Genomic DNA, 23156 nt, shown 5'->3' with positions numbered 1-23156 from the left:
CAGATGTTGTGTTATGAGTCGCTTTCCTTCGGGTAAAAATGGACATCCCGTTGTGGGAAAGCGATTTTAATGTTGTATTCTTTAAATTTTTCCCAGATCGTAAAATGGAGATCACTGGCGACATCAAAACGCTGAAAGGAATCAGGAATCCAGGCGAGCAATTCAAAATCCAAAGAGGACTCACCGAAACTAACAAAACGTACGAACGGCGGCGTGACATTTTCCAGAATGGGATCCGGCTCTTTAATCACCTCTGAATGCTCATGTGCTGCTTCAATAAGTGACGTTTTTACCAATTCTACGTCTGAATCGTATGATACTCCGACCGAAACACGCAGGCGGAATAGGTTATTATCGTGTGTGAGGTTATGAACGGCTTCGCTAACCAATTGCGAGTTCGGAACAATCAATTCCTTTTCATCAAGCGAAACGATAACCGTTGAACGGAGATTGATGCTACTGACTCTGCCAAATATGTTAGCATCCATGATCTCCACCAAATCCCCGATTTTAATAGGACGCTCAAATATTAGAATAAACCCTGAAATCAGGTTTGAAGCGATATTTTGTAAACCGAAACCGATGCCGATACTTAACCCACCGAAAATTATCGCTAAACTTGTGAAACTGACACCGACAGCACTGAGACCAATAAGTACTCCGATAATAAGAAAAGTAAAGTGAATAAAGCGGAGTAAAATAAATTGGGTATGTCTTGCAATTTGAAGAGCTTGTAGGACTTGCCGTCGCAACATCCATTGCACATACTTAGACAGGATAAACGCCCCGAAGACAATCACGAATGCCAAGAAAAGTCTTTTCAAGGTTAAGGGGTTTTCATCATTAACGGCAATGGACGATTTCTCTTCACCCGTCTCGGTTTCGACGGATTTTTGCGGCGGTTGAAACAGTTTTGTGATTGGGTAATTAAAAATTTTGCCGAGAAATCCGGTGTTTATGTCTGCAATCCTAAACGCCAAGCCAATCCCAACAATCATAACGATAAGAAATAACAGTGCCAGCAATCGGTTTGCAAGATTTGGCGGTAGTCGGAGCCGATTGAAAAGGCGGCGGAACCATCGGTGCAAATATCCTGCGCCTATTAATATGGCTATCAAAATTAGGATAAACGCAACGATTTGCTGGACTGTTATCTCTTCGCCTAAAATGGTTAGAGAATTTTTAAGGAAATTCGTAATCTGTTCAAGTGATTGATCCATGTTATACGATCTAACTCATTGTGAAGCGTTAGCGAAAAATGTTGGCATCTTTGTATAACCCTTTTGGGTTATCTGTTTAGCAAAACTGGTATGTAAACTCGCTAATCAATCGAGATCTGCTCAATTGAATGGACAAACAAAACATCATTCGCGCCTTTGTAAGATCGCAATGTTTGTGCCAAGTTCTCGGAAACGAGATTTTCAGCCGTTACACCCACTATAGTCAAGTCAGCCTGTTCGGAGCGGTGTGAGACTTCTTCCTCTAAAGCCTCCTTGCTGTCGTATGACACAGAAGTGACGTTTTGCATTGAGATCGGGAGTCTACCTTCCTGCATTAGGGTCGAAAGTTTATTTGCCTCGCGTTCCGCGTCCCTTGAATCGGAGCAGACGAAGAGCCGGATTTCGGCACGTTTCCAATCTGGGTGCCCGACAATTATATACGCCAGCAAAAGCATCATCGGCGCATTCGTCAAGCTGTCCTCAGTTACCCAAATATGGATAGAAGATTTGTAGCCGAAACGGTATCCTGTTGACCGTAGGATTAGGACGTTGAAGAGTGAATTCGCAGCGAGTTGAGACCCTTGCACCACCTCGTCAATCTCGTCAGAATTCTCTCGGTCAAACTCAAGCAAAATACAGTTATTCGGCAAGCCAGAAATGCCGGGCATCTGCAGTATTTGTGCCAGCGCGAGTTGGAATGTCGGGGAAATTAGGGAATCAACAAAAACACCTGCTCTACTGACCTCAGTCCGTTTAATTAATCCATCAACTTTGAGACGTGCTTGGATTTCACCAGAAAACGAGTAGTCGCCGTGAAAGAGTCGGATAAAATGACCGAACCCGTGTCTATGGCAGATCCAGCGAAGGAGATCGAAATGCCCGAGCCGCCGTTCCCCAAACCGAGTCACTGCGACAATAGAAGGGCGCCAGCCGCCTTCAGATGAGATGACCCGGCTTTTTTGCAAGGTCGTCTGTAGCCACCGAGTTAACTGAAACATCGCGCCTTGGAAGATGGCTGCTAAGTCGCGTTGCCCACGGTGACCGCGTCGGAGACCGAGATAGACTATCGCCATAAGCATAATTGATATGAACGCGTATAGCGCGCTTATCTGGATCATCAACACACCACACATCACTGTCCCTACAACCGACACGTACCAGCGAGAATGGAATGTGGGGCGGTAGGACGGGTTGCTTGCAAAATGTTCTAAGAACGAGACCGCACAGAGTGCGCCATAAGTTACCATGAAGAACATTGTCAAAATCTGTGCGATAAAGTCCAACTCACCGATGGCTACAAACACGATCGCTATTATACCGGACACACATGTGGCGTATATCGGCTCTTGTGTTTCTCCCCTGCCTTTTCCCATAAGAAGGTTCAGCTTAGGGATAGGTAGGACATTGTCACGCCCAAGCATCTGCAGCGTTCTCGGTGCCACCATGATTGAACCGAGCGCGGAGGACAAGGCGGCTGCGCCTAAACCGATATAGATTGCGGGGCCCCATAGCGCAATCTTTGACATGATGAACTGGTCCTCGGCAAGTGCTTCGGGGGAGGCACTCTGGGCAAGTTTGATAGCGACAATCACATATACAGCCATGCCAGCGAGTGTCGCACTGATTGTACCAAGCGGTATGCTCCGCCGCGGGTTCTGCAAGTCTCCCGATAGCCCCAACCCCGCGATCATGCCCGTGAAAGCGGGAAAGCAGATTGCGAAAACCGTGCCGAAACTGGCTGGGTTCTGAATGGTTGCTGTGAGATTAATCCCTATAGTTCGAACTTCTTCTTCTTGTTGTCCTTCCGCTAACAGGAACGGGGTATCGCCCAACAGGAACGCGGCAATTGATGTAACGAGAAGTATGCATACCGCCCATAAAACTCGGACACCTACACCCGCTCCTTTCGTCAACATGAGTATAATCATCAGGACAGTACAAGGAAGGCTTATTACACGCAGGTCAAGCTGCCACTCATACATGGTCGCAAGGAATTCATAAACAGGTTTAAAGGCTTCCGCGAACGCGACGATATAAAAAGCAACTGAGATTGCTTGGGAAATATACAGGGCAACGCCGATCGTGCCTCCGATACTTTCACCGAAGGAACGGCTGACAATGTAATACGCACCGCCACCCGCTACACGACGGTTCGTCGCAATTTCGGATACCGCTAAGACTGTCGGAATCGTCACTAAATGTCCAAGCATGATCACCATTAGGCTGCCCCAGAGTCCAACGTTGGCGACAGCGTAACCGAACCGCAAGAAAAGAATCGCTCCGAGGATAGTACTAATCGAGGCAAGGAACACAGGGGCAGTCCCGAAGCCATGCCCTTGTTGGGGAGGTGAGGTATTGATACCGCGTTCAGATCCGGTTTGTTGTCCAGGGTTTGAAGACATCGCCAGTTTTCCTTTCATTTAGTAAAATTAGCACAGATAGCTACACAAGGGCACTGACACCTTAAAAGCGGATGATATGTGTTATGAGATGACTTGCCATGCTGGTTATCACGCATCAAAGGACACACTTATGCAGCTACAATGTAAATCGCAATATAGATAAATACTTGTAATGCCAATTTTCCGTTAGTGGTTCACTATTATAATTCACGGACCCACTTAAACGCAAGCCTAACTGAGTGGAGAGGCTAAACGTGATAGCGGGTTCTGCTGAAAACTGAAAGTTTTTAAAGCCAATTTGTGGCGTGAATTTTAACACTGTATTAAGTTTCCGCCACCCTATAGACGAAAATGCCAACCATCGAAAAGTCGTCGGATCAAACTTCCTGAGAACAAGATCTGTATGCGGTTGAATATTCTCAAGAAAGCAACCGATACCACCTGATACACGGAGTGTGTCTTTCTCATAAATCGCTGGACGGATATAACTACCAATCTGCGATGTAAGCGCACTCCCTTTGGTAATGTCACGCTCTAAATCTGTGAATGCCTCAATGCCGAATGTACCTATACGAAAACCGCCTTGGGCATGCGCTTTGACGATTTCAGATAGTACTGTCCCTTCACCAGAAGCGCGCGAACTAAAAATACCCGCCCAACCATTAATTTGCCGAAGGGGGATGACAGCAGTTAGGCTGAGCGTCTGTGAGGCAGCGTCGCCGTTCACACCGATGTCTACTGTTTTTACATCGCGCGGTAAATCTGCAAATTGGCAATACGCAGACATTGTCCCCAAAATTGAGAAGAGCATTGTAATTGAAAACACTCCCAACTTTTTGATTGATATATTCACGGCATGCAGGACCAGCGCTGCCGCTGGTTTATCCATCTGTTTCTTCATGTAGCACAAAAATTTACGGTGAACAAAGATTTATTCGGTATATGGAATTTTCAACGCAACACCACCCAATAAGTTATGTTGATATAATGATCTAAGAAACGAAATAATCCAAATAAAGCAACGGGTATATATTATACGGCAAAAGTCATCTTGTCAAGTTAAATCAAAGATGCTGCAATATGCTTGCTAACCGTTAGCAGCGCATAGGAAATCAAAGAAATCTTTTCTGTTAGCGGACAACTGAGTTCGTAAAAACATGCCTTAATTTGCGAAAAAAACGCATCTGTGGTATTGTAACACATCAGATTGACACTCTCACCAAAAAGGGGAAATCATGGCGGTTCAGATTGCAATTATCGGATGCGGTGGGATGGCAAATGGTCATCTCAACGCCTATCTTACAATACATCAAACAGAGCCAGGGAAAGTCGAACTCGTCGCGATGTGCGATGAAGTCAAAGATCGGGCGGATCAATTCGCCGAGCGCGTCAAAGCGGTAACGGGTAAAAAACCAGCTGTCTTTGATGATACCGATACGATGCTCGCAACTGTGGATTTGGACGGCGCAGACATCTGCACTTCGCATGCACACCATCACATCAATGCGATAAAATGCCTCAACAACGGGGTCAACGTCATGGTAGAAAAACCGATGGGCGTTACCGTCAAAGCGACCCATGCGATTATTAACGCCGCAAAAGCCAATAACAAAATTGCTGCAACCGCTGAGAATATTCGCCGGATGCCGAGTCGCCGTACAGCGGAATGGTTGATGAACGAAAAACAGATGCTCGGTGATTTATGGACGTTTTCCGCTCAGCACGCCAGTTATCGGGCACCAAATCCGGAAAGCGATTGGCACTGGCGACTTGACCTGACGCTCGGTGGCGGTGGTATGGTCATGGACTCCGGGGCACACTATTGTGATACGCTGCGCTACCTCTTCGGTGATCCGAGTACTGTGTATGCGCGTGTTTGTCAGTTCGAGGACTTGCGAGTTACCAAGGCTGGCGAAATCGTTAAGAACGAACAAGAGGACACATGGGTAGCGACCATCAACTTCAAAAGCGGGGTCATCGGACTTTGGACGTGTACATGGGCAGCCATTGGACACAACTTCAATCACGTCGTCTACTATGGGAGTGAAGGGTGTTTGCTCGACGATGGAGACATCTTCCACGGTCCATTTGATGGTGCGGAAGTCGTACTCAAGGATGGGACCCGCCATAGTATGGAGAGCCTTATCGCTGATTACATGGCAAGCCTATCAGATGAAGAAAAATCGAGGCTTTTCCCGCACAATTTCACCGATGGCGTAGTACTGGAATGCTACGATTTCGCAGATGCAATCGCGAACAAGCGTCCACCCGAACTTGATGCCGAAGTCGGACTCCGCGCAAAATCGATCTGCGAAGCAATTTACGAATCCAACGCATGTGGTCAAGCAGTGGACTATGAGGCGGTAGTAGCAGGAGATATTGAAGTTTACCAGAAACCGATCAATGAGCGGTGGGGTCTGTAATTGTCTAAACAGGAACGTACCCCAATAAAGTCTGCGATAGATCGACAGCGAGAGACGGATGCGTCGAGCAGTTACCCACAAAAACCGATCGGCTATATTGAACTAATGCGGCAGAATCCTAATTTCCGTTGGCTCTGGGGTGGACAGGTTGTCAGCCTACTTGGGGATTGGTTCAACCTCATCGCCTCTGCAATATTGATTGCTGAGTTGACTGGGTCAGGTCTCGCGTTAGGCGTTCTGTTTACAATTAGGATGTTGGCACCATTTGTCATTTCTCCACTCGCGGGGATATGTGCCGACCGCTACAACCGGAAGCATCTGTTAATCATCACTGATCTCGTACGTGCTGTCGTTGTTCTCGGTTTTCTTTTCGTACGAGACGCAAGCGATATCTGGTTGCTTTATGCCCTCACGGTCCTTCTGTTTGGCGTAAGCGGTTTCTTCAGTCCCGCACGGAGCGCAATCCTACCAGACATCACCTCCCCACAGGAACTCGGTACTGCCAATACGCTCGGTGCTGCGACCTGGTCGGTCATGCTGGCAGTCGGTGCTGCCATCGGTGGCTTAACAACAGGGCTTTTTGGGAGCCAGACAGCCTTCGTTATTGATGGTTTCACCTTTGCTATTTCAGCAGGACTCTTGCTGAAGATTAGGCTACCCAGGTCATCCTCCGAAACGGCAGCAACTCCCGGACGTGCGAAGGTAACGGCGTTGCGCTATATGTTTCAGCACCCTGATATTCTTTTTATAGCGATGCATAAGGCGGCGATATCCCTTCTAATGTCTACTGGCGTTCAGGTCATACTGGTTGAAATCGCCAAAAATTATTTCGTTATCGGGGTTGGCGGCGCGCTCAGTTTAGGGATGATGTACTGTATGAACGGCATCGGCAGTGGGGTTGGGCCGATTCTCGCTCGGCGTTGGACCGGAGACCGAGACAAACCGCTCAGGATGAGTATTAGTTTCGGTTATGTGATTGCGGCGATCGGAATCGCTATCATCGCGCCCCTTCTTGATTTCGGGACTGTGCTTTTCGGTGGGTTCGTCAGGAGCATCGGAGGTGGCATCGCATGGGTGTTTTCAACGCAATTGCTGCTCCAACGTGCTCCAAACGAGATTCGAGGACGCATCTTCGGTGCTGAGTTTGCCTTTTTTACACTCATGGGTGGAGCCAGTTCACTGATCATTGGTGCGTTGTTAGATCGGTTTCAAGTAGAGGCTATCTTACGGGGAATGGCAGTACTAAACCTTATTCCAGCATTGCTGTGGTGGTTGTGGCAGAGACATCACAGCCGAGTAGCGGAAAAATAGATGCTTACATCTATAGGACTTACGCAATTTTGATTTTAGCAGCCCGTGTTAAGTGGAGTGCTTGGAAAAAACGCAGATGTTCTCTTGGCACAGGAGACCAACGGTTTCCTATGCTACAAAAGAGCAGCATGCGTAAGTCCTAATCTAAAAAGCAACAGTATTGTTGCATGGGTGTCTCATCAGCAAGTGGTATCTCCATGGAAAGAAAATTACTAAGAAAACCAAGCCTGCAACAACGGCGCAGGCGACTCTTGAGACAGACACATCAAGGTTCTAATCTACGTTATTCGTCCGCAAGGTAAGTTAAAAAACTATTCTTTCCAGCGCTGAATCAGTTTTGTATCTATCCCAAACTGATCAAGGATTTTGGTCACAACAAAGTTGAGCAGATCATCCACATCTTTTGGAAAGTGGTAAAATCCCGGCATCGCAGGTAACACACAGACACCTATACGTGATAACTTGAGCATATTTTCTAAATGAATTGAACTTAACGGGGTCTCGCGCGGTACAAGTACAAGTTTACGTCGCTCCTTGATACACACATCCGCCGCGCGTTGGATAAGGTTACGTGAGATACCTCCGGCAATAGAAGCGATACTTCCCATACTACACGGCACGACAATCATTCCCTCAGTCCGAAAAGAGCCACTGGCAATCGGTGCCGCGATGTCCGATTCATGATGGTAGATAACCCGCGGTGAAGAAACGCCAATAAGCGATTCCAATTCAAAGTTATCGAGGTCTATTTCGATCTGAAGTTCTTCCGATAAAGCCCGTGCCCCGGATGCGGAAATCGTCAGATGTATCTCTATATCCTCATGTTGTGTGAGAACCTCAAGCAGGCGGACTCCATAGATGCCTGCACTCGCGCCTGTTATTCCTACAATTAATCGTTTCAATTTTTAGATGCTCCTCAGAAAAAATTATGCCTATACCTCAAATTGTGTCGCGCCCGTACAGTGTAATTATAACAATTTCAGGGGAAATATCAAGGGTAAACCGCTGTGGTGCAAGGTCATTCAATTTTAAGAAATTATTGGATTGGACGTTTTTTTTTTAGAATTCGCTGCGACAGGCTGCGACAGGCTGCGAATTTTTCTGGGATTTTTTAAAAAACATAACATATATGAAGTATTAACACCTGCGAAAAGGACAACACCAAAAACGGACAATTGAATGTCCAGCCGTTGTGGCACGAGCGACTTGACAGAAAAGTGCACAATGGGTATATTATAGTAAAATCGGAAAATGTGTTTACACTTCGCATCTTCGTAGGGCTGGGTAACCCAGCCCCTACGAGTTACCGTGTGTGCAAATAATTATGGGATTTACTATAAACGCAGAAGTTTATCTGATGTAGTACCATCACGAGGGACCTAATGAACATCACCGAATTGGATACACCAACACTTGTCGCAGATCTGGATGTGCTTGAACGGAACATAGACGGAATGGCACAGCACTGTCAACAACTCGGTATTCCACTGCGCGTCCATACGAAGACACATAAGGTACCAGAAATCGCTAAACTGCAAATCGCTGCGGGTTCACAAGGTATCACCTGTCAGAAGTTAGGCGAAGCAGAGGTGATGGTGGATGCGGACGTTGACAACATCCTTATCCCATATAACATCGTCGGGAAACCGAAACTGGAACGGTTGACGGCACTCGTTCAACGCGCCCGAATTATCGTCGCACTCGATTCAGAAGAGACCGCAACCGGTATCTCTCGACAAGCAATTGCTGACGGCTGTGTTGTGCCTGTTATCGTGGAACTTGATACCGGAAGTGGACGTTGTGGTGTGCAATCACCCCAAGCAGCACAACGTCTCGCGCAACAGGTTATGAAAATGCAAGGCATTGATTTTCAAGGTATCATGACGTATCCGAGCAACGCGCGAGCGAAACCGTTTATAGAAGAGACGCTTGACTTGCTCTCAAACGACGGGATTCCGGTGAACATTATCAGTGGCGGTGGTACAGGTTCGGAAGCGGCATCAAAAGAGATCGGTTGTACGGAAACCCGTAGCGGTTCTTATGTCTACGAAGGTATGACCCGCATCGGGAGTTCGGAGATGCTAACGCCCGAAAGGTGTGTGTTGCGTGTTATCACAACCGTTGTCAGCACGCCAACACCTGAGCGGATTATTATTGATGGTGGGATGAAGACTTTCGCCAGTTACCCACCAACGCCTTATGGACATATCATTGAGCATCCTGACGCGAAGATTTATGGCATGTCGGTCGAACACGGGCATGTCAATGTTAGTGAATGTTCACACCGATTTAAGGTAGGAGAGCAGCTCTCGGTTATCCCGCTACATCAAGGGATGACGAGTAACCTCCACGATGAGCTGGTAGGTATACGCGGCGATAAAGTAGAGGCAATATGGCAAATCACAGGTAGAGGCAAAGTATTTTAATTTAGCGCAAGGCGTGTAAAAATAGTTTTTTATTTAATAACGGTTTTCTCTTAAGCACCGCAGGCTTCCGTTGTCGCCTGCTCACATCACCCAAACACATCAAGAGGGGGAAATCATGATTCTACCGACACCCGAACAAAAAGCACAATGGGAAGAAGAAGGGTATCTCGTTTTTGAAAACGCAATTCAAGGGGAGGATCTTAAGCGTCTCCAAACCGCTTTCGACTATTGGGCAGACGCATGCAAAGCGGAATGGCTGGATAGAGTCGAAGCGGGGGAAGCCGTCGCAACCTTTTATGACATCCCAAACCCGCTTGAGAAGGATCCGGTTTTCATTGATATTATTGACTATCCAAGCTATTACGGCGCGTTGATGGCGTTCACAGATCACGATCTAATCCTATTAGGACCGCAGGTTCGGACTGTGGCACCGTGGCCCGTGAGTTATACAGGTTGGCACCCCGATGTAGGTCATAGCAATCCACTCCATATCAAGGTGCAAATCTACGTCAACGATGTCGAGCCAGGAAGTGGGGAATTCGGCTTCGTGCCAGGCAGTCATAAACCAGCTGCCGGTCCCTACACGCGTCCGATGCGGCAAGAGAGTATGACCGGACACAAAACCTTCCCTGGTAAAGCCGGGACTGCGATTATGTTCAATTCGTGTGGATGGCACGTTTCGATGGACAATCATTCTGATACACCGCGTAAGTCGATTATCCTGATTTACGAGAAGCGAACCCCCGGACGCATTGGACCAAAACAGTATGCATCCATCTCAGACTACTGTCAGACGTCTGAACGTCGTAAATTATTTAGCTTGGACGGTTAATCAAAGGACGGTATCCTATGCCACGAATTGACGCGCATCTGCACGTATTCACGAAAGCCTCCTCCGAGTTTCCGAGGGAGACATCAGACGTTTGGCCCGCGGAACGGGAAGAACCTGTCGAAAAACTCTTAGACGAGATGGAAAAACATCAGATTGATCAGGCGGTCCTTGTCCAGATGGCTGGTGCGAGTATAGCAAACCATCGTTATCTGCTGCAATGCCTCAAAGACTACCCAAACCGGTTTCTGGGCATCGGACTGATTCCTGAGGGACATCCGAACCCTGCCGAACACATGGCGCAATTGACAGATGACACTGGAATTATTGGGTTCCGGCTCTCAACATTCGGTGGACCACGTGATATTTTCGCGAAAATGGATGTCCGCGAGTTTGAGACATATCCGATTTGGAAATATGCTGCTGAACGGGACTCTGTTCTATGGCTTTATCCGAACGCCATCAACGCGCATCTCCTACCATACCTGATACAAGCATTCCCACAGGTTCGTGTTGTGCTAAATCATCTCGCCGTGTGCCCAGGAAAAGGCAAATTCAGTTGGGACGAATTCGGGAGACCTCAGATACAGGTGACAGGTTACAACCTCACTATGCACACTACTTATCGACTGGCGCGCTTTGAAAATGTGAATGTGCATCTCTCTGGTCAGTATGCTTTTAGCAGGGAAGAATTTCCTTATAAAGATTTGGCAGGATGGCACAGCGGACTTCTGAGCGGCTTTGGTGCGAAACGATTGATGTGGGCAACCGATTTTCCATGGATATTGGAAGAACCGGGTTATGGTAAATTGACTACGGTTATAGCGGAATTATTACCAAATCTATCTGAAGCAGAACTCGCAGACATTATGGGAGGGAATGCGAAACGGATTTTAAGGTTCCCCGACCTATAAAGCGGAGGCAGTTCAGAATCTGCTTTTGGTTTGGAATTCAAATGCGCTCTCAATCTGTTCAAGTTTTAACAATTCGAGCTGCGGTGACAAATGAATCGCTATAACATCAAAACGGCACGGAGCATCAAAGCGGTTTTTGGCTTGCAGATATGCCAAAGCCACTTTGGAAATCTGTCGCTGTTTCTGGATAGTTACAGCCGCTTGCGGTAGTCCGAATTTGAGACTGCGCCGCGTCTTAACTTCCACAAAAACGATAAAATCACCATCTTGTGCGATCAGATCAATCTCACCGCGGACGGCTCGGTAATTCCGTTCAAGAATTTCATAGCCGCGCGCTTTGAGGTGCGCAACCGCTAACGATTCACCTGTTTTTGCGATGTCCAAGCGTGAACGATTCATCCGTGTGCTTCCTTTGAATATCGTGTGTGTTCAAGCACGCACCTTTTTAAGCATCTGGCAGTAGTTTGAAGGTGTGCCGATGAATGTCCGAGGCACCAAACTGAGCAATCGCTTGGCGATGCTGTGATGTGGGGTAGCCTTTGTGTTGGGAGAATCCATAGTCGGGGTAGGTGCTATCCAACGCGATCATGCGTCTATCGCGGGTCGTTTTGGCGATAATAGAGGCAGCCGCGATAGAATAACTTCGGCTATCGCCTTTCTTAATGGCTTCGCCTTGGATATCTATTGCAGGAAAATTTATACCGTCAATGAGGAGATAATCAGGTTGGGGGGTGAGTTTTTCTATCGCTTGCCGCATCGCCAATAGAGTTGCTTCAAGAACGTTCACACTGTCAACAACGCGATTGTCCACGGAGCCGATCCCGACAGACACGGCAACCCTGTAAATTTCATCATGCAAACGGTCGCGTTGCTTCGGTGTTAACTGCTTTGAATCGTTCAAACCCTCGATACCACAATTGATGGGTAGAATGACAGCAGCAGCAATGACGGGACCAGCCAACGCGCCTCGACCCGCCTCGTCAATGCCCGCAATCTGTTTATAACCGCTTCGTTGGCAAGCACGTTCAAAAACGTCCATCTGTATCAGATTAGTCTCTACGTTCTTTGACACGTGCGGATCTGCCAGTACGATCGCGTAAGTAATACAACTTCGCTCGCCGAACTGCGCCGTATCGAACCACCTGAATGCTCTCAATATTCGGAGAATGAAGTGGGAAAGTTCTTTCACTCCCGGCACCGAATGCGACGCGCCGGACGGTAAAGGTTTCCTTGAGTCCACCATGTGCGCGGCGAATAACGGTGCCTTCGTACGCTTGGATGCGTTCCTTTTGCCCTTCACGGATACGTGTATTCACCTTAACAACATCCCCGGGACCAAATTGAGGGATGTCGCTCTTCATGTATTGATTCTCAAAAGATTCTATCAAGTTCATCTTTATTTCTCCTTTCGCTAACATATAAAATTGATATTATGATTCCGTATAAACTCAAAAACGTATGCTTTGGTTTACTCCGCTAACCCCGCCGCTTTAAGAATTGCGATATCTTCCTCGCTGAGTTCCAGTTTCTGGAGTAAATCTGGACGGTATTTCGCTGTGCGTTTAAGTGCCTCTGCATACCGCCACTTTTCAATATTCTCATGATGTCCACTCAAGAGCACCTCGGGGATACCCATGCCAGCAAACTCTGCAGGACGTGTGTAGTGCGGATGGTCAAGCAATTCCTGACTGAATGAATCAACGTGTGCAGACTCGTAATCCCCAAGTGCACCCGGAAGTACACGACCAATAGCATCAATCAAGACAAGGGCTGCAATTTCACCGCCGCTCAAGACATAATCACCGATGGAAATTTCAGTCGTTACCAATCGGTCACGCACCCGCTCGTCAACCCCTTTGTAACGCCCGCATAACAGAATAAGATGCCTTTCCAAAGAAATCGATTCCGCGACCGCTTGTGTTAAAGGTGTACCTTGAGGGGTCAGATAGATAAGATGTGCTGTTTCTTCTGAGTTCAACGCTGCAACCGCCGCGAAAATGGGTTCGGGTTTAAGAATCATCCCCGCGCCACCGCCATAAGGGTAGTCATCAACCGACTTATGTTTATCAGTTGCCCAATCGCGAAGGTTATGAAGATTAACGGTGAGTTTATCCGCCTCCTGAACACGTTTAAGTATTCCAGTCTCTAACGCCGGTGCGATTATCTCCGGGAATAGGGCGAGGACATCAATTTTCATTTTTATTCGCTTTCGGCTTTCGGCTATCAGCCATTAGTTAAAGACGGATATGATAGTTCTGGGGAAACACCCAAGCAGAGACACGTCTTTTCTGACTGCTGATTGCTGAAAGGAAAACCTGAAAGATTTCCGTCCTGACTGCTATTCTTCGATTTACACATCCGGACTCGGTTCATCAATCAGTTCAAGAATCACCTTTTTATTCGCTCGCAATCCGGCGGTATAGAGGACACTTCTAATCGCTTTCAGTGTTCGTCCGTATCTACCGATGATTTTCCCCAAATCTTCTTCTGTGACAGTCAGTTCAATAATAACCACTGTTTCGCCAGTTACTTCACGAACCACCACCGCGTCAGGGTAATCAACGAGAGCTTTTACGATGTATTCAATCAAATCTTTGAACATAGTTCACTTTCGGATTTCGGTAGATACGTCCACCGCCTATATTTTCGGAACTTGTGTAGGGGCTGGGTAACCCAGCCCCTACTCTTCCTCAGTGGATGCGTCGGATGTTTCTTCAGTAAGCAGAGTTCCTGTTTCAGATTCTGTTTCTTGTGCTTCGGTAGGTTCGGTGTCATCTGTCTCTACGACTTGTTCGGCGATTTCAGTTTCCGGCATCGGTTTCCCCAATTTTTCGTATTCAAATTTCATCAAAATTCCGCTTTTGGAGAGTAAACGCTTTGCCGTATCCGAGGGCTGCGCGCCCCGCCTCAACCATTTCAAGGCTTTCTCTTCATCAATGACGACATCTGCCGGATCCGTTAACGGATTGTAATGACCGAGACGTTCTAAAAACACGCCATCTCTTTGAGCACGTGCATCAGCCGCGACAAGTCGATAAAAAGGACGTTTCTTTCTACCGTGCCGTTGTAATCTAATTCTAACTGCCAAAAAATACCTCCTAATGGTATCTGTGCCGCTCTTTTTTATCCACAGGCGACCTAATTCAGGTGCACCTATCGCTATCTGCGGCGTTTTCGCTTCCGGGGTTTTCTTGCTGCCTTCCGCTTCGGACGCGGAAGCGCGCCTATCTTCTGCCCCATCTTCTTGTTTAAAGCCCCCCCCATTTGTGGCATTGCCATCGCCGCTTGCTGATTTAACATACGATTCATCATTTGGAGTTGTGAAACCAGCATGTTTATCTGATTTACGGTCGTGCCGCTACCTTCGGAAATACGGAGCTTCCGACTTCTGTCTAACAGTCGGGGGTTTTTGCGTTCTTCAAGCGTCATTGATTGAATGATCGCTTTTGCTGTTTGCAAATGGCTTTCATCTGGTGTAAGGTTTTTGACGGGCAACTGGTTCTTAAAGGGCATCAGATCCATCAACTGATCCAAAGGTCCCATATTTTTCAGCTGCTCAAGTTGTGTGAGAAAATCATCAAAATCGAGGCCTTTGTTTTCTACGAGTTTACGTTCAAGTTCCTTCGCCTGATCTTCGGTGAATACTTCCTCTGCCTTTTCAAGCAGGGTTTGGAAATCACCTTGTCCGAGGATACGGGAAGACATCCGTTCTGGATGAAATTCTTCTAAGGACGCTGCCTCAATCTTTTCACCGACACCGATGAATTTAATCGGCTTCTCTGTGATGTGCCGAATCGAAAGTGCAGCACCACCGCGAGCGTCACCATCCATTTTCGTCAGAATAACGCCGTCAATGTCTAAGTCATTGTTGAAGTTCTCTGCTACATTTACGGCATCTTGTCCGGTCATCGCGTCAGCGATGAGCAAAATTTCAGAAGGGTTGACTTGTTCTTTAATCTGCCGAAGTTCGCCCATTAATTCATCATCGACATGCAAACGTCCCGCGGTGTCAATAATAACGCAGTTATGTCCGTGTGCTAAAGCTTCCTTGACAGATGCCGCCGCGATCTCGACTGGAGAAACCTCTGTTCCCATCGAAAATACGGGCGTTTCCGTCTGTTCACCGAGAACTTGCAGCTGCTTAATCGCAGCCGGTCGATATACATCAGCGGCAACGAGGAGCGGTTTTCGTCCCTCTTTGCGGAATCTAAGGGCTAATTTCGCTGCCACGGTCGTTTTACCCGCGCCTTGCAAGCCAACAAGCATCACCACTGTTGGACCGTTTGAAGCGATCTGAATCTTTTCCGCCTCATTGCCCATCAATTGGGTCAGTTCTTCGCCGATAATTCGGGCAATCTGCAGCTCAGGTGTAAGGCTACCTAAGACCTCTTGACCGAGGGCACGCCCCTTAATTCGCTCTATAAATTCACGTGTTACTTTATAGTTAACATCCGCCTCCAGAAAAGCACGCCGCACCTCACGCAAGGTCTCAGAGATGTTGTTCTCTGTGAGTTTCCCTTGCCCTTTGAGTTTTTTGAAAGTGCTTTGCAACCTATCATTTAAACTCTCAAACATTGTTTCTGCGTCCTTTTTCTGTCGGTGTGAGTTATGTTCATAATTTCCGATTAGCGTCTAAAATGTGCGATTGCCGATGTATCATCTGCGACGTTATCTAAATGCGAAGCAGCGCGTAAAGACACACTAATCCCTAATTATACAATTATAGCAAATTTTACCGCCGATGTCAAACTTTTTTTCCAGATGTAGTCAGCAGTTAGTAAACATAGCGACCAAGAATTCGTTCATATAAGAAACATCTGATGATCGGAAAATCGAAATTACAGGAGAATTCAACGACGCTGTCTTCGGAGCCATTCAATCGTCCGATAATTTAGATTTTTCGCGTAAAGCTCTTCCTTGTAGAAGTGCTCTCCGAATCGCGACTTCTTTGGCTTTTTTCACGCTTGACAGGAATCCTCATCTATGGTAAAAATATAATATGAAAACAACAACGATCAAACAACAACACCAGAAATCCGTTCCTTATACTGCTCTAATTTTCTTGATCTGTGCCCTATCGGGGTTATACGGATGCCAAGGCGAAATGTTCAATTTCGATATAGAGGGTGCGAGTTTAGAAATCATAGAAAAATCCGGTGAACTGACTGAGAATGAGGTCTGGGACGGGCGAATCTATATCACCGGTACAGTCGTTGTGCCGGAAGGTATAACGTTGACGATCCGTTCAGGAGCCATTATCGGTTTTGAACCGACGGATACACCGAGTGAACTCATTGTGCATGGTGAACTCTATGCCGAAGGATCACCAGACCGTATGATCGTCTTCGGATCCTTAGGCAAGCAGCGAAAAATCGAACAAACACCAATAGAGGACCCCCACACTTCCACATTGGCAACAGATCCTTTTTCGACACAGGAGCAACGGAATCCGAGCACTGAAATACAAAAAACCACAACCTCAGATCCGCCCAGAGCCGGAGATTGGGCAGGAATTCGGATTGAAGCCACAAGTCCGAATAGCCGCCTAACGTACTGCCGTATCCAACACGCGACTGTCGGTATCAGCACCAGAACGGATGCCGTCCAAATCGAAAGCTGCCTTTTGAGCGAGAATAATACAGGTGTCCTTTGTGAAAACACCAATCCGACGATTACCCGCAACGAATTTAACAGAAATGGCATAGGTTCAAAACTTCAAGGCAGCGCATCACCAGAAGTCGAATACAATGAATTCACAGCCAACGAATACGGAATTTCATGTGAGGATGACTCCCGGCCACGTATTCAGTATAATGTCCTGCGTGCTAATTACCAGAACGCGATTACCTGTTATTCTACCGCTTCCCCAGAGATAGTTTCCAATAACATCACTATGAACATCGGTTGGGCGGTTTATGATGGCGGTAGACTCCGGGATAATTTCATTCAAGGGAATAAACAGGTTGGACCTAACATAACGGAACTTGCAGTCGGGATACAGGGCGATCAGTATTACGGCGTAGAGGAAGTGTTTGAACCGAGAAATTCTCCGGTGGCAGAGGCTGGTGTGCCGCGAGAAAATTTCTAAGCCTGTTTGCAAGTCCCCCTGATAAGCGGGATTTAGGGGGTTTCTTCCTATTTGCAAGTCCCTGATAAGGGGATTTAGGGGGTTTCTTCCGATTCTATAGGAAAGTGATATGAACCGCCTCAAAGCCTATCTTGAACTTATCCGCTATCCACTCTTTGCGATTCCGATTGTCGCGACGCTTCCGGGCGCGCTTATCGCAAGTCAGGGAAAGTTCACAGGGCGTGTTGCGGTAGCATTGGTGATTGCGCTTTTCGGCTACTTCGCTGGAATGATAAAAAATGACTATTTCCACCACGAAACGGACAAGCAGACCAACCCAGAACGTCCGCTGCCTTCACAACGACTGACACCACGACAAGCGATCGTACCCGCGAGTGTTATCTATGGATTATGTGTTATTGGGGGATTCCTGCTCAACCCTGCGACCGGTTTTCTGGTGATGGGGTTGGTCGCGATTTCGCATCTCTACAACGCTATTTTCAAAGCGAAAGGCATCTTAGGGAGTCTCACCCTGCCTTTGGGTATTGGGCTACTGAGTATCTTCGGGGCTTTGGTTGTTAGTGGGACTGTGCCACGTTTGGTGTGGTATGTCTTTGCTGCTACGACACTTTACGATTTAGGAACACATATCACTACGACTTTCAAAGACCTTGCCCGCGACGAACAGCTCGGAATCCTGACGACACCGCTTCAGATTGGTATCCGTCCGGCACTCTTTGTCTCTGCAGTTGCGACGATCCTCGCTTTCGCTATCGCACTTTTGCCATATTGGTTGGAGCCGGACATTCAGAAGTCTTATATTGTTTGGGTGATCTTAGGCATTATTGCGACTGTCGGCACCCGTATCTCACTCTACCTGCAACCGAATGAGGAAAATGGTTATTTCGCGCTGAAGGGTTCAATGGTGGGGTCTATTCTCTTTTTTCCGTGCCTTATCGGCGCGCAGCTATCTATTGCTATTTCCGCAGCGGTCATTCTGCCGTTGCTATTGATTACACTGTTTCTTTTAAGAACGACGCGCCAAGAGGTTTAAGGTGCGATTTTACGTAAGACAGATTAAGGAGACGAATTATCAAATATGAAAAACATTGTTTTGCTTATTACGGATACCTTTCGGTATGACAACTTAGGTGAACGGGCGAAACGACCCATTCGCACGCCGATGCTTGATAAATTTGAGGCGGAGCGCGCAACGGCTATTGACAAATTCTATATGAGCAGCTTCCCGACCGTCCCACATCGCACAGATATTATGACGGCAACAGTCGGCTGGCCACACTACCCGTGGCAGCCAATTGATCAGAGTGGACGGACGGTCATCGCGAGACTTCTGAGTCAGCAGGGATACGCAACACAGCTGATATGTGATACGCCACACCTATTCAATGTCCGTTTCCAGCACTGTTTTGATGCCGCTTTCCAGCACCGCGGACAGGAAGGAGACAAGCCGCTTCTCCATCTCAATGACGAAATAAAAGTCGTTATGCCGAATGAGAAGACGCGACCGCATCCAGCCTTCCGTGGGCACACACTGCCGAATACACACCGTTGGACGAACCGGTACTACCAGTATGAGTCGGAGACGTTCTCCGGTAGGACCTCCGAGACCACAATCCGATGGTTGGAAGAGAATCACAACTCGGGTCCCTTTTTCCTCTGGGTAGATTTCTTTGATCCGCACGAACCGTGGGATCCCCCCGAATACCTCGTCAAACGCTACGATCCGGATTACACCGGTCCGCCGATGCTACATCCGAACTACGGTCTATCGTCCCTCTTTACGGATGCCGAGCTGCACAACCTATGGGCACACTATGCTGGTGAATCTGAACTCGTTGACCGACATATTGGACGGATTCTGCAGAAGGTGGAAGACTTGGAGTTATGGGACGACACGCTTGTTGTTGTGCTATCTGACCACGGAATGTCTATCGGTGAACACAGTCGGACAGGCAAATCCAACATTGATCCAAAGGATGAACGCTACTGGCCCACGTACCCGGAAATTAACCATGAGATGTTCTTGGTTGCTGGTGGTGATGTCCCACAAGGACAACGTTTGGATCTCATCGCGCAGCCGATGGATATTATGCCGACGCTCTGTGAATTGGCTGGTGTTACTTTGGATCCGCCAAAACCGTTTGAGGGACGTTCCTTCGCAAATGCGCTCCTTAATGGCGATGCACAGCACAGGGAATATGCCGTAACGGGTTGCCATATCGGTGCCCGAGATAGCCGTATGCCTCGCCGGGCGACAACACCATTCCTCGTCACAGAACGCTGGGGATACGCCCCTGTCGGCGAATACGGTAGACCGGAACTCTTTGATTTACATGCAGATCCGATAGCCGAGAACAACATCGCTGGAGATAACATGGAACTCGTCAAGGAGTTGCATGAACTGTTTATGTCGCATCTCACGGAGCATAATGCACCTGAGAATTTCCTTGATCTCTGGAAAGAAGAACCGTCTGGCGACGGCACTGGCAAATGGTCTATTGACTATCCAGAAGAATCAGATGAATAAGAAAATCGAAGGTTAAAATGAAAAGAGAGGCTTTAGGTGAAAGCAACCTAAAGCCTCTCTTTATATAATTAAAATTGGTTTAACTGAGACGTGCCCCTACTCGAAAACCTCAAATTCGCCATCTTTGACAATCAAGACAATCGGATCGTAGACTGCGTCCCCAACAGCGTTAAAAGAGAACGGACCGAGGATCGTATCAAAATCTCGAATCTCCGCGAGCGCAGCAGCAATCGCCTCTGGATCGGTTGATTGGGCATCGGCTATTCCTTTGGCGAGGATATGAACAGCGGCGTAAAATTGCGCTGCCCAAATATTGGGTTCCATTCCGTACTTGGTGCTGTAATTCTGAACAAAGGCTTGGTTGCCCGGCGTGTCTGCTGTGCTATGCCAACTCGTAAAAGTGATCGCCCCCTCGGCAGCATCTCCTGCAGCTGCTACTAAATCTCTGGACAACGTGAGATTCACAATAAACGGAATATCGGAAGGAACACCGAGTGCCCGTCCTTGAATCAGAATATTGGAAATGTCCCCGACTGTAGCCGAGATAAAGATGGCATCAGGATTCAATGCTTTGATACGAGTGAACTGGTCGGAAAAGCCAGTCGCCTCAGTTTGGAAACTCTCCGCTGTGAGGATCTCAACACCGTTATCCGTCAGTGCTTTCCTCAATTCCGCATCGCTGGTCTGGGAAAAGAGATCAATCTCGTCGAATAGCGTAGCCACTTTTTGGTACCCGAGTTTCTCCTGTGTCACCCTGACTCCGTTCGGAATAAGCACGTCTGTGGTGAGATTCGTGCGGAAAACAAAATCGCTAATTGCGCTCAAGCCGGAGGCAGCTGAGGAAGGACTGATCGCCACGACCTGATTCTGGTGCGCGATCGGAAAAGCCTCTTGTGCCTGACTTGAGGATCCCGGACCGAGAATAACAGAAACTTTATCTTGATGAATCAGTTTGTTGAAGGCTTCAACCGCGCCCTCTACGGTACTCTGACCGTCCTCCGTGATGAGTTTGATCTTCACGTGGCTGTGTTGTGAGTTGTTAATTTCTGAAACAGCGAGTTCAATACCGTATTCTACCGGAGGACCTGCCAAACTGGAGGGCCCTGTGATAGGGTAGACAGCACCGACTAAAATTTCTTCGTCAATCCCTTCCATCTGCGGCACGGTAGGTTGGACAACCTGCTGAACCCGTTCACAGCCGATAAAACTCGCAATTGGGACAATAATAGCCAATACAAACGCTAAGGTTATGATTTTTCTGATGTTCATATTGAGTCTCCTATTTTTTTTAACTTGGATTTTGGGAAAGTTTCGCTCGGATTGCAGTAAAATTAGTTCCTCTGGGCATGATAAATAGCCCTACAGATTTCCTGTTCCACTCAACGCAATTTTGCATAGCACAAATACGAAAATTTCATAGTACTATGAAAAAGTATGCAGCGTAAATTTCACCTAAACCCAGTGGTGGTATGGATTTACACCTATACTTCAAAATTCACTATTTTTTTGATTTACTATGAAAACTATGAAATTATTTCCTCAGAGTGTATCATGAAATGTTGTCGGTTTCAAGAAATCGTTGATACAATTTAAGTAGTCTCTGGTGCGTCAAGCACGGCATCCAGTTGATCCATCACTTTGTGGAACGCTTCAACGTACAGCCACATTAACTCGAAATCGTTGGGCGGGTTGATATCAAAGACGTAGCAGTGAGAGTCAATGAATTCAACGGCTTTCGGATAATCCTCTGTTTTGTATTCGACTGTTGAACCGTTGCATCGCCACGGGCAGCCTGTACCGTAACCGATTCGGTTCTGGAAAATTTCCTGCGATGGCACGGGTAACCGTTGCCACTGTCCTGTCGGTACACCTTCAGCGCGGAGTGCTTCCTGCACCTTCTCACGTAAAGTGCGTGCTGGAATGTCTAACCCCAACGCTTCTGGATTAAAACCGACAACATAGTTATAATATACCGGTTCACATCCGTCTGGCGTAAAAGGTGTCTCGATGCCGTCAAGTTCGCTGAGATGCAGCGTGAGATAGTTGCAATTTTCGATGCGCAGTGCGTTGTTCGCATCAAGCCGTTTCAGCTGACTCCGAATGAACGCCTGACTGAACATATCACCGCGATACATCCATCCGAGTCCATACGCGTTATACGCCTGCTCCTCACGTTCTCTGCCCGGTACGACGATTTCCCCGAAATACTGCAACAACGCCGCGCGCTTATAAATTTCCTCGTCGTCTGTTGTGAACAGACCGCCTTGACAACCGCTGCTGAGCGTTTTTGATGCCTGCGTGCTGTATCCCGCCGCGTCGCCAAATGAACCACAAAGTTTACCTTTATAACGCGCCCCGTGTGCTTGCGCGACATCTTCAATGACTTTTAAGTTGTGTTTCTTGGCAATGGCGAGGATAGGATCCATATCGGCAGGTATGCCGTGAATATGCACCGGCAGAATCGCACGTGTTCGCTCGGTAATCTTTGCTTCAATCTCGTTCGGATCAATACAATAGGTCACCGGATCAATATCAACAAAAACGGGGATAGCGTTGTGATGGAGCACTGCTGCCGCAGTTGCCCAGAAAGTGAAGGCGGGGATGATAACCTCGTCACCCGGTTCGATACCTGCCCCGGCGACGCAGAGATGTAGCGCAGCGGTGCCGCTATTGACAGGAATACAATACTGAACCCCCATGTATTCCGCCCATTCCTGCGCAAGACCTTCGGATTGGATTCGCTGCTGTTCGGTAATTCTTTCAGAAGCGATGACCTCGGCAATCGCGTCTCTGTCAGATTTGGTAACCTGTGGCCACGGTTGAATCAATCCATCGGGGATCGTCCGTTTGCCACCGTGTATTGCGAGTTTCCCTGCCATGAGTGTGCTCCTTAACGCCTCGAAAAACATGAAGCGTTTGCTTACGCCGCAGTGGAGAATAGCAGTCAGCAACAGGGGGTTCGCTACGTTCACTTTCAGGTGTCAGTTCAAGAGGTTTTTGATTCGTACCGATGACT

20 protein-coding genes and 1 pseudogene are annotated in these 23156 nt (G+C 47.6%); 8 read left to right on the top strand and 13 right to left on the bottom strand.

Features of this window, described 5'->3' with window-relative positions:
• Window positions 1–11: 11 nt before the first annotated feature.
• From OXH00_09220 to OXH00_09210, 3 genes are all read right to left on the bottom strand, one after another.
• Complete coding sequence (locus OXH00_09220) at window positions 12–1220, bottom strand: mechanosensitive ion channel (protein MCY3741185.1); 1209 nt, start codon at window positions 1218–1220, stop codon at window positions 12–14.
• A gap of 101 nt (window positions 1221–1321) precedes the next feature.
• Window positions 1322–3622: an amino acid permease gene (locus tag OXH00_09215; GenBank protein ID MCY3741184.1), complete on the bottom strand. Its 2301-nt coding sequence runs from the start codon at window positions 3620–3622 to the stop codon at window positions 1322–1324.
• A gap of 136 nt (window positions 3623–3758) precedes the next feature.
• A complete protein-coding gene (locus tag OXH00_09210; protein MCY3741183.1) occupies window positions 3759–4511 on the bottom strand; it encodes a hypothetical protein in 753 nt (250 codons plus the stop codon).
• Window positions 4512–4857: 346 nt separating this feature from the next.
• Between OXH00_09210 and OXH00_09205 the strand changes: the two genes are divergently transcribed.
• Both OXH00_09205 and OXH00_09200 read left to right on the top strand, forming a co-directional pair.
• The gene (locus OXH00_09205) at window positions 4858–6045 is read left to right on the top strand and encodes a Gfo/Idh/MocA family oxidoreductase (protein ID MCY3741182.1); all 1188 of its coding nucleotides are present in this window, start codon (window positions 4858–4860) and stop codon (window positions 6043–6045) included.
• On the top strand, window positions 6046–7356 hold the full coding sequence (locus tag OXH00_09200; protein MCY3741181.1) for an MFS transporter: 1311 nt from the start codon (window positions 6046–6048) through the stop codon (window positions 7354–7356).
• Window positions 7357–7667: 311 nt separating this feature from the next.
• On the opposite strand, the gene OXH00_09195 is transcribed toward OXH00_09200, so the two are convergent.
• The gene (locus tag OXH00_09195) at window positions 7668–8258 is read right to left on the bottom strand and encodes a UbiX family flavin prenyltransferase (protein MCY3741180.1); all 591 of its coding nucleotides are present in this window, start codon (window positions 8256–8258) and stop codon (window positions 7668–7670) included.
• 480 nt (window positions 8259–8738) lie between these two features.
• Between OXH00_09195 and OXH00_09190 the strand changes: the two genes are divergently transcribed.
• The 3 genes from OXH00_09190 (at window position 8739) to OXH00_09180 (ending at window position 11525) form a co-directional block, all read left to right on the top strand.
• Entirely contained in the window at window positions 8739–9782 is a 1044-nt protein-coding gene (locus OXH00_09190; protein ID MCY3741179.1) for an alanine racemase, read from the top strand.
• Between the two features lie 115 nt (window positions 9783–9897).
• Window positions 9898–10614: a phytanoyl-CoA dioxygenase family protein gene (locus OXH00_09185; GenBank protein MCY3741178.1), complete on the top strand. Its 717-nt coding sequence runs from the start codon at window positions 9898–9900 to the stop codon at window positions 10612–10614.
• Window positions 10615–10631: 17 nt separating this feature from the next.
• Window positions 10632–11525, top strand: coding sequence for an amidohydrolase family protein (locus OXH00_09180; protein ID MCY3741177.1), 894 nt, complete (start codon window positions 10632–10634; stop codon window positions 11523–11525).
• Window positions 11526–11537: 12 nt separating this feature from the next.
• Here OXH00_09180 and OXH00_09175 read toward each other — a convergent pair whose 3' ends face one another.
• The 7 genes and pseudogenes from OXH00_09175 to ffh all read right to left on the bottom strand — a co-directional run bounded on the left by OXH00_09175 (window position 11538) and on the right by ffh (window position 16100).
• Entirely contained in the window at window positions 11538–11924 is a 387-nt protein-coding gene (locus OXH00_09175; GenBank protein ID MCY3741176.1) for a YraN family protein, read from the bottom strand.
• Window positions 11925–11970: 46 nt separating this feature from the next.
• Window positions 11971–12597 carry a ribonuclease HII gene (locus OXH00_09170; GenBank protein MCY3741175.1) on the bottom strand — a complete coding sequence of 209 codons (627 nt, stop codon included), beginning with the start codon at window positions 12595–12597 and terminating at the stop codon, window positions 11971–11973.
• Window positions 12575–12919, bottom strand: a complete 345-nt coding sequence (gene rplS, locus OXH00_09165; protein ID MCY3741174.1) for a 50S ribosomal protein L19 — start codon at window positions 12917–12919, stop codon at window positions 12575–12577. Before rplS ends, OXH00_09170 begins: the two co-directional genes overlap by 23 nt.
• Window positions 12920–12993: 74 nt before the next feature.
• Window positions 12994–13722, bottom strand: coding sequence for a tRNA (guanosine(37)-N1)-methyltransferase TrmD (gene trmD, locus OXH00_09160; protein ID MCY3741173.1), 729 nt, complete (start codon window positions 13720–13722; stop codon window positions 12994–12996).
• A gap of 153 nt (window positions 13723–13875) precedes the next feature.
• Window positions 13876–14127, bottom strand: a complete 252-nt coding sequence (locus tag OXH00_09155; GenBank protein MCY3741172.1) for a KH domain-containing protein — start codon at window positions 14125–14127, stop codon at window positions 13876–13878.
• A gap of 237 nt (window positions 14128–14364) precedes the next feature.
• Window positions 14365–14613 (bottom strand): annotated as a pseudogene (gene rpsP / locus OXH00_09150) (30S ribosomal protein S16).
• A gap of 71 nt (window positions 14614–14684) precedes the next feature.
• Window positions 14685–16100 carry a signal recognition particle protein gene (ffh, locus tag OXH00_09145; protein MCY3741171.1) on the bottom strand — a complete coding sequence of 472 codons (1416 nt, stop codon included), beginning with the start codon at window positions 16098–16100 and terminating at the stop codon, window positions 14685–14687.
• 424 nt (window positions 16101–16524) lie between these two features.
• Here ffh and OXH00_09140 point away from each other — a divergent pair, with 424 nt between their 5' ends.
• From OXH00_09140 to OXH00_09130, 3 genes are all read left to right on the top strand, one after another.
• A complete protein-coding gene (locus OXH00_09140) occupies window positions 16525–17613 on the top strand; it encodes a right-handed parallel beta-helix repeat-containing protein (GenBank protein ID MCY3741170.1) in 1089 nt (362 codons plus the stop codon).
• Between the two features lie 109 nt (window positions 17614–17722).
• Window positions 17723–18646 carry a UbiA family prenyltransferase gene (locus OXH00_09135; protein ID MCY3741169.1) on the top strand — a complete coding sequence of 308 codons (924 nt, stop codon included), beginning with the start codon at window positions 17723–17725 and terminating at the stop codon, window positions 18644–18646.
• 45 nt (window positions 18647–18691) lie between these two features.
• Complete coding sequence (locus tag OXH00_09130; protein MCY3741168.1) at window positions 18692–20140, top strand: sulfatase; 1449 nt, start codon at window positions 18692–18694, stop codon at window positions 20138–20140.
• Between the two features lie 96 nt (window positions 20141–20236).
• Here OXH00_09130 and OXH00_09125 read toward each other — a convergent pair whose 3' ends face one another.
• Complete coding sequence (locus OXH00_09125) at window positions 20237–21409, bottom strand: ABC transporter substrate-binding protein (GenBank protein MCY3741167.1); 1173 nt, start codon at window positions 21407–21409, stop codon at window positions 20237–20239.
• A 320-nt stretch (window positions 21410–21729) separates the two neighbouring features.
• Window positions 21730–23019 (bottom strand): DegT/DnrJ/EryC1/StrS family aminotransferase, encoded by a 1290-nt coding sequence (locus tag OXH00_09120; protein MCY3741166.1) that lies wholly within the window; start codon window positions 23017–23019, stop codon window positions 21730–21732.
• Window positions 23020–23156 lie beyond the last annotated feature (137 nt).

Source organism: Candidatus Poribacteria bacterium, assembly GCA_026706025.1.
In the GTDB taxonomy this organism is placed as follows: domain Bacteria; phylum Poribacteria; class WGA-4E; order WGA-4E; family WGA-3G; genus WGA-3G.
Note: the sequence above shows the minus strand (reverse complement) of the source record. Positions and strands in the feature narration are given on the sequence as shown.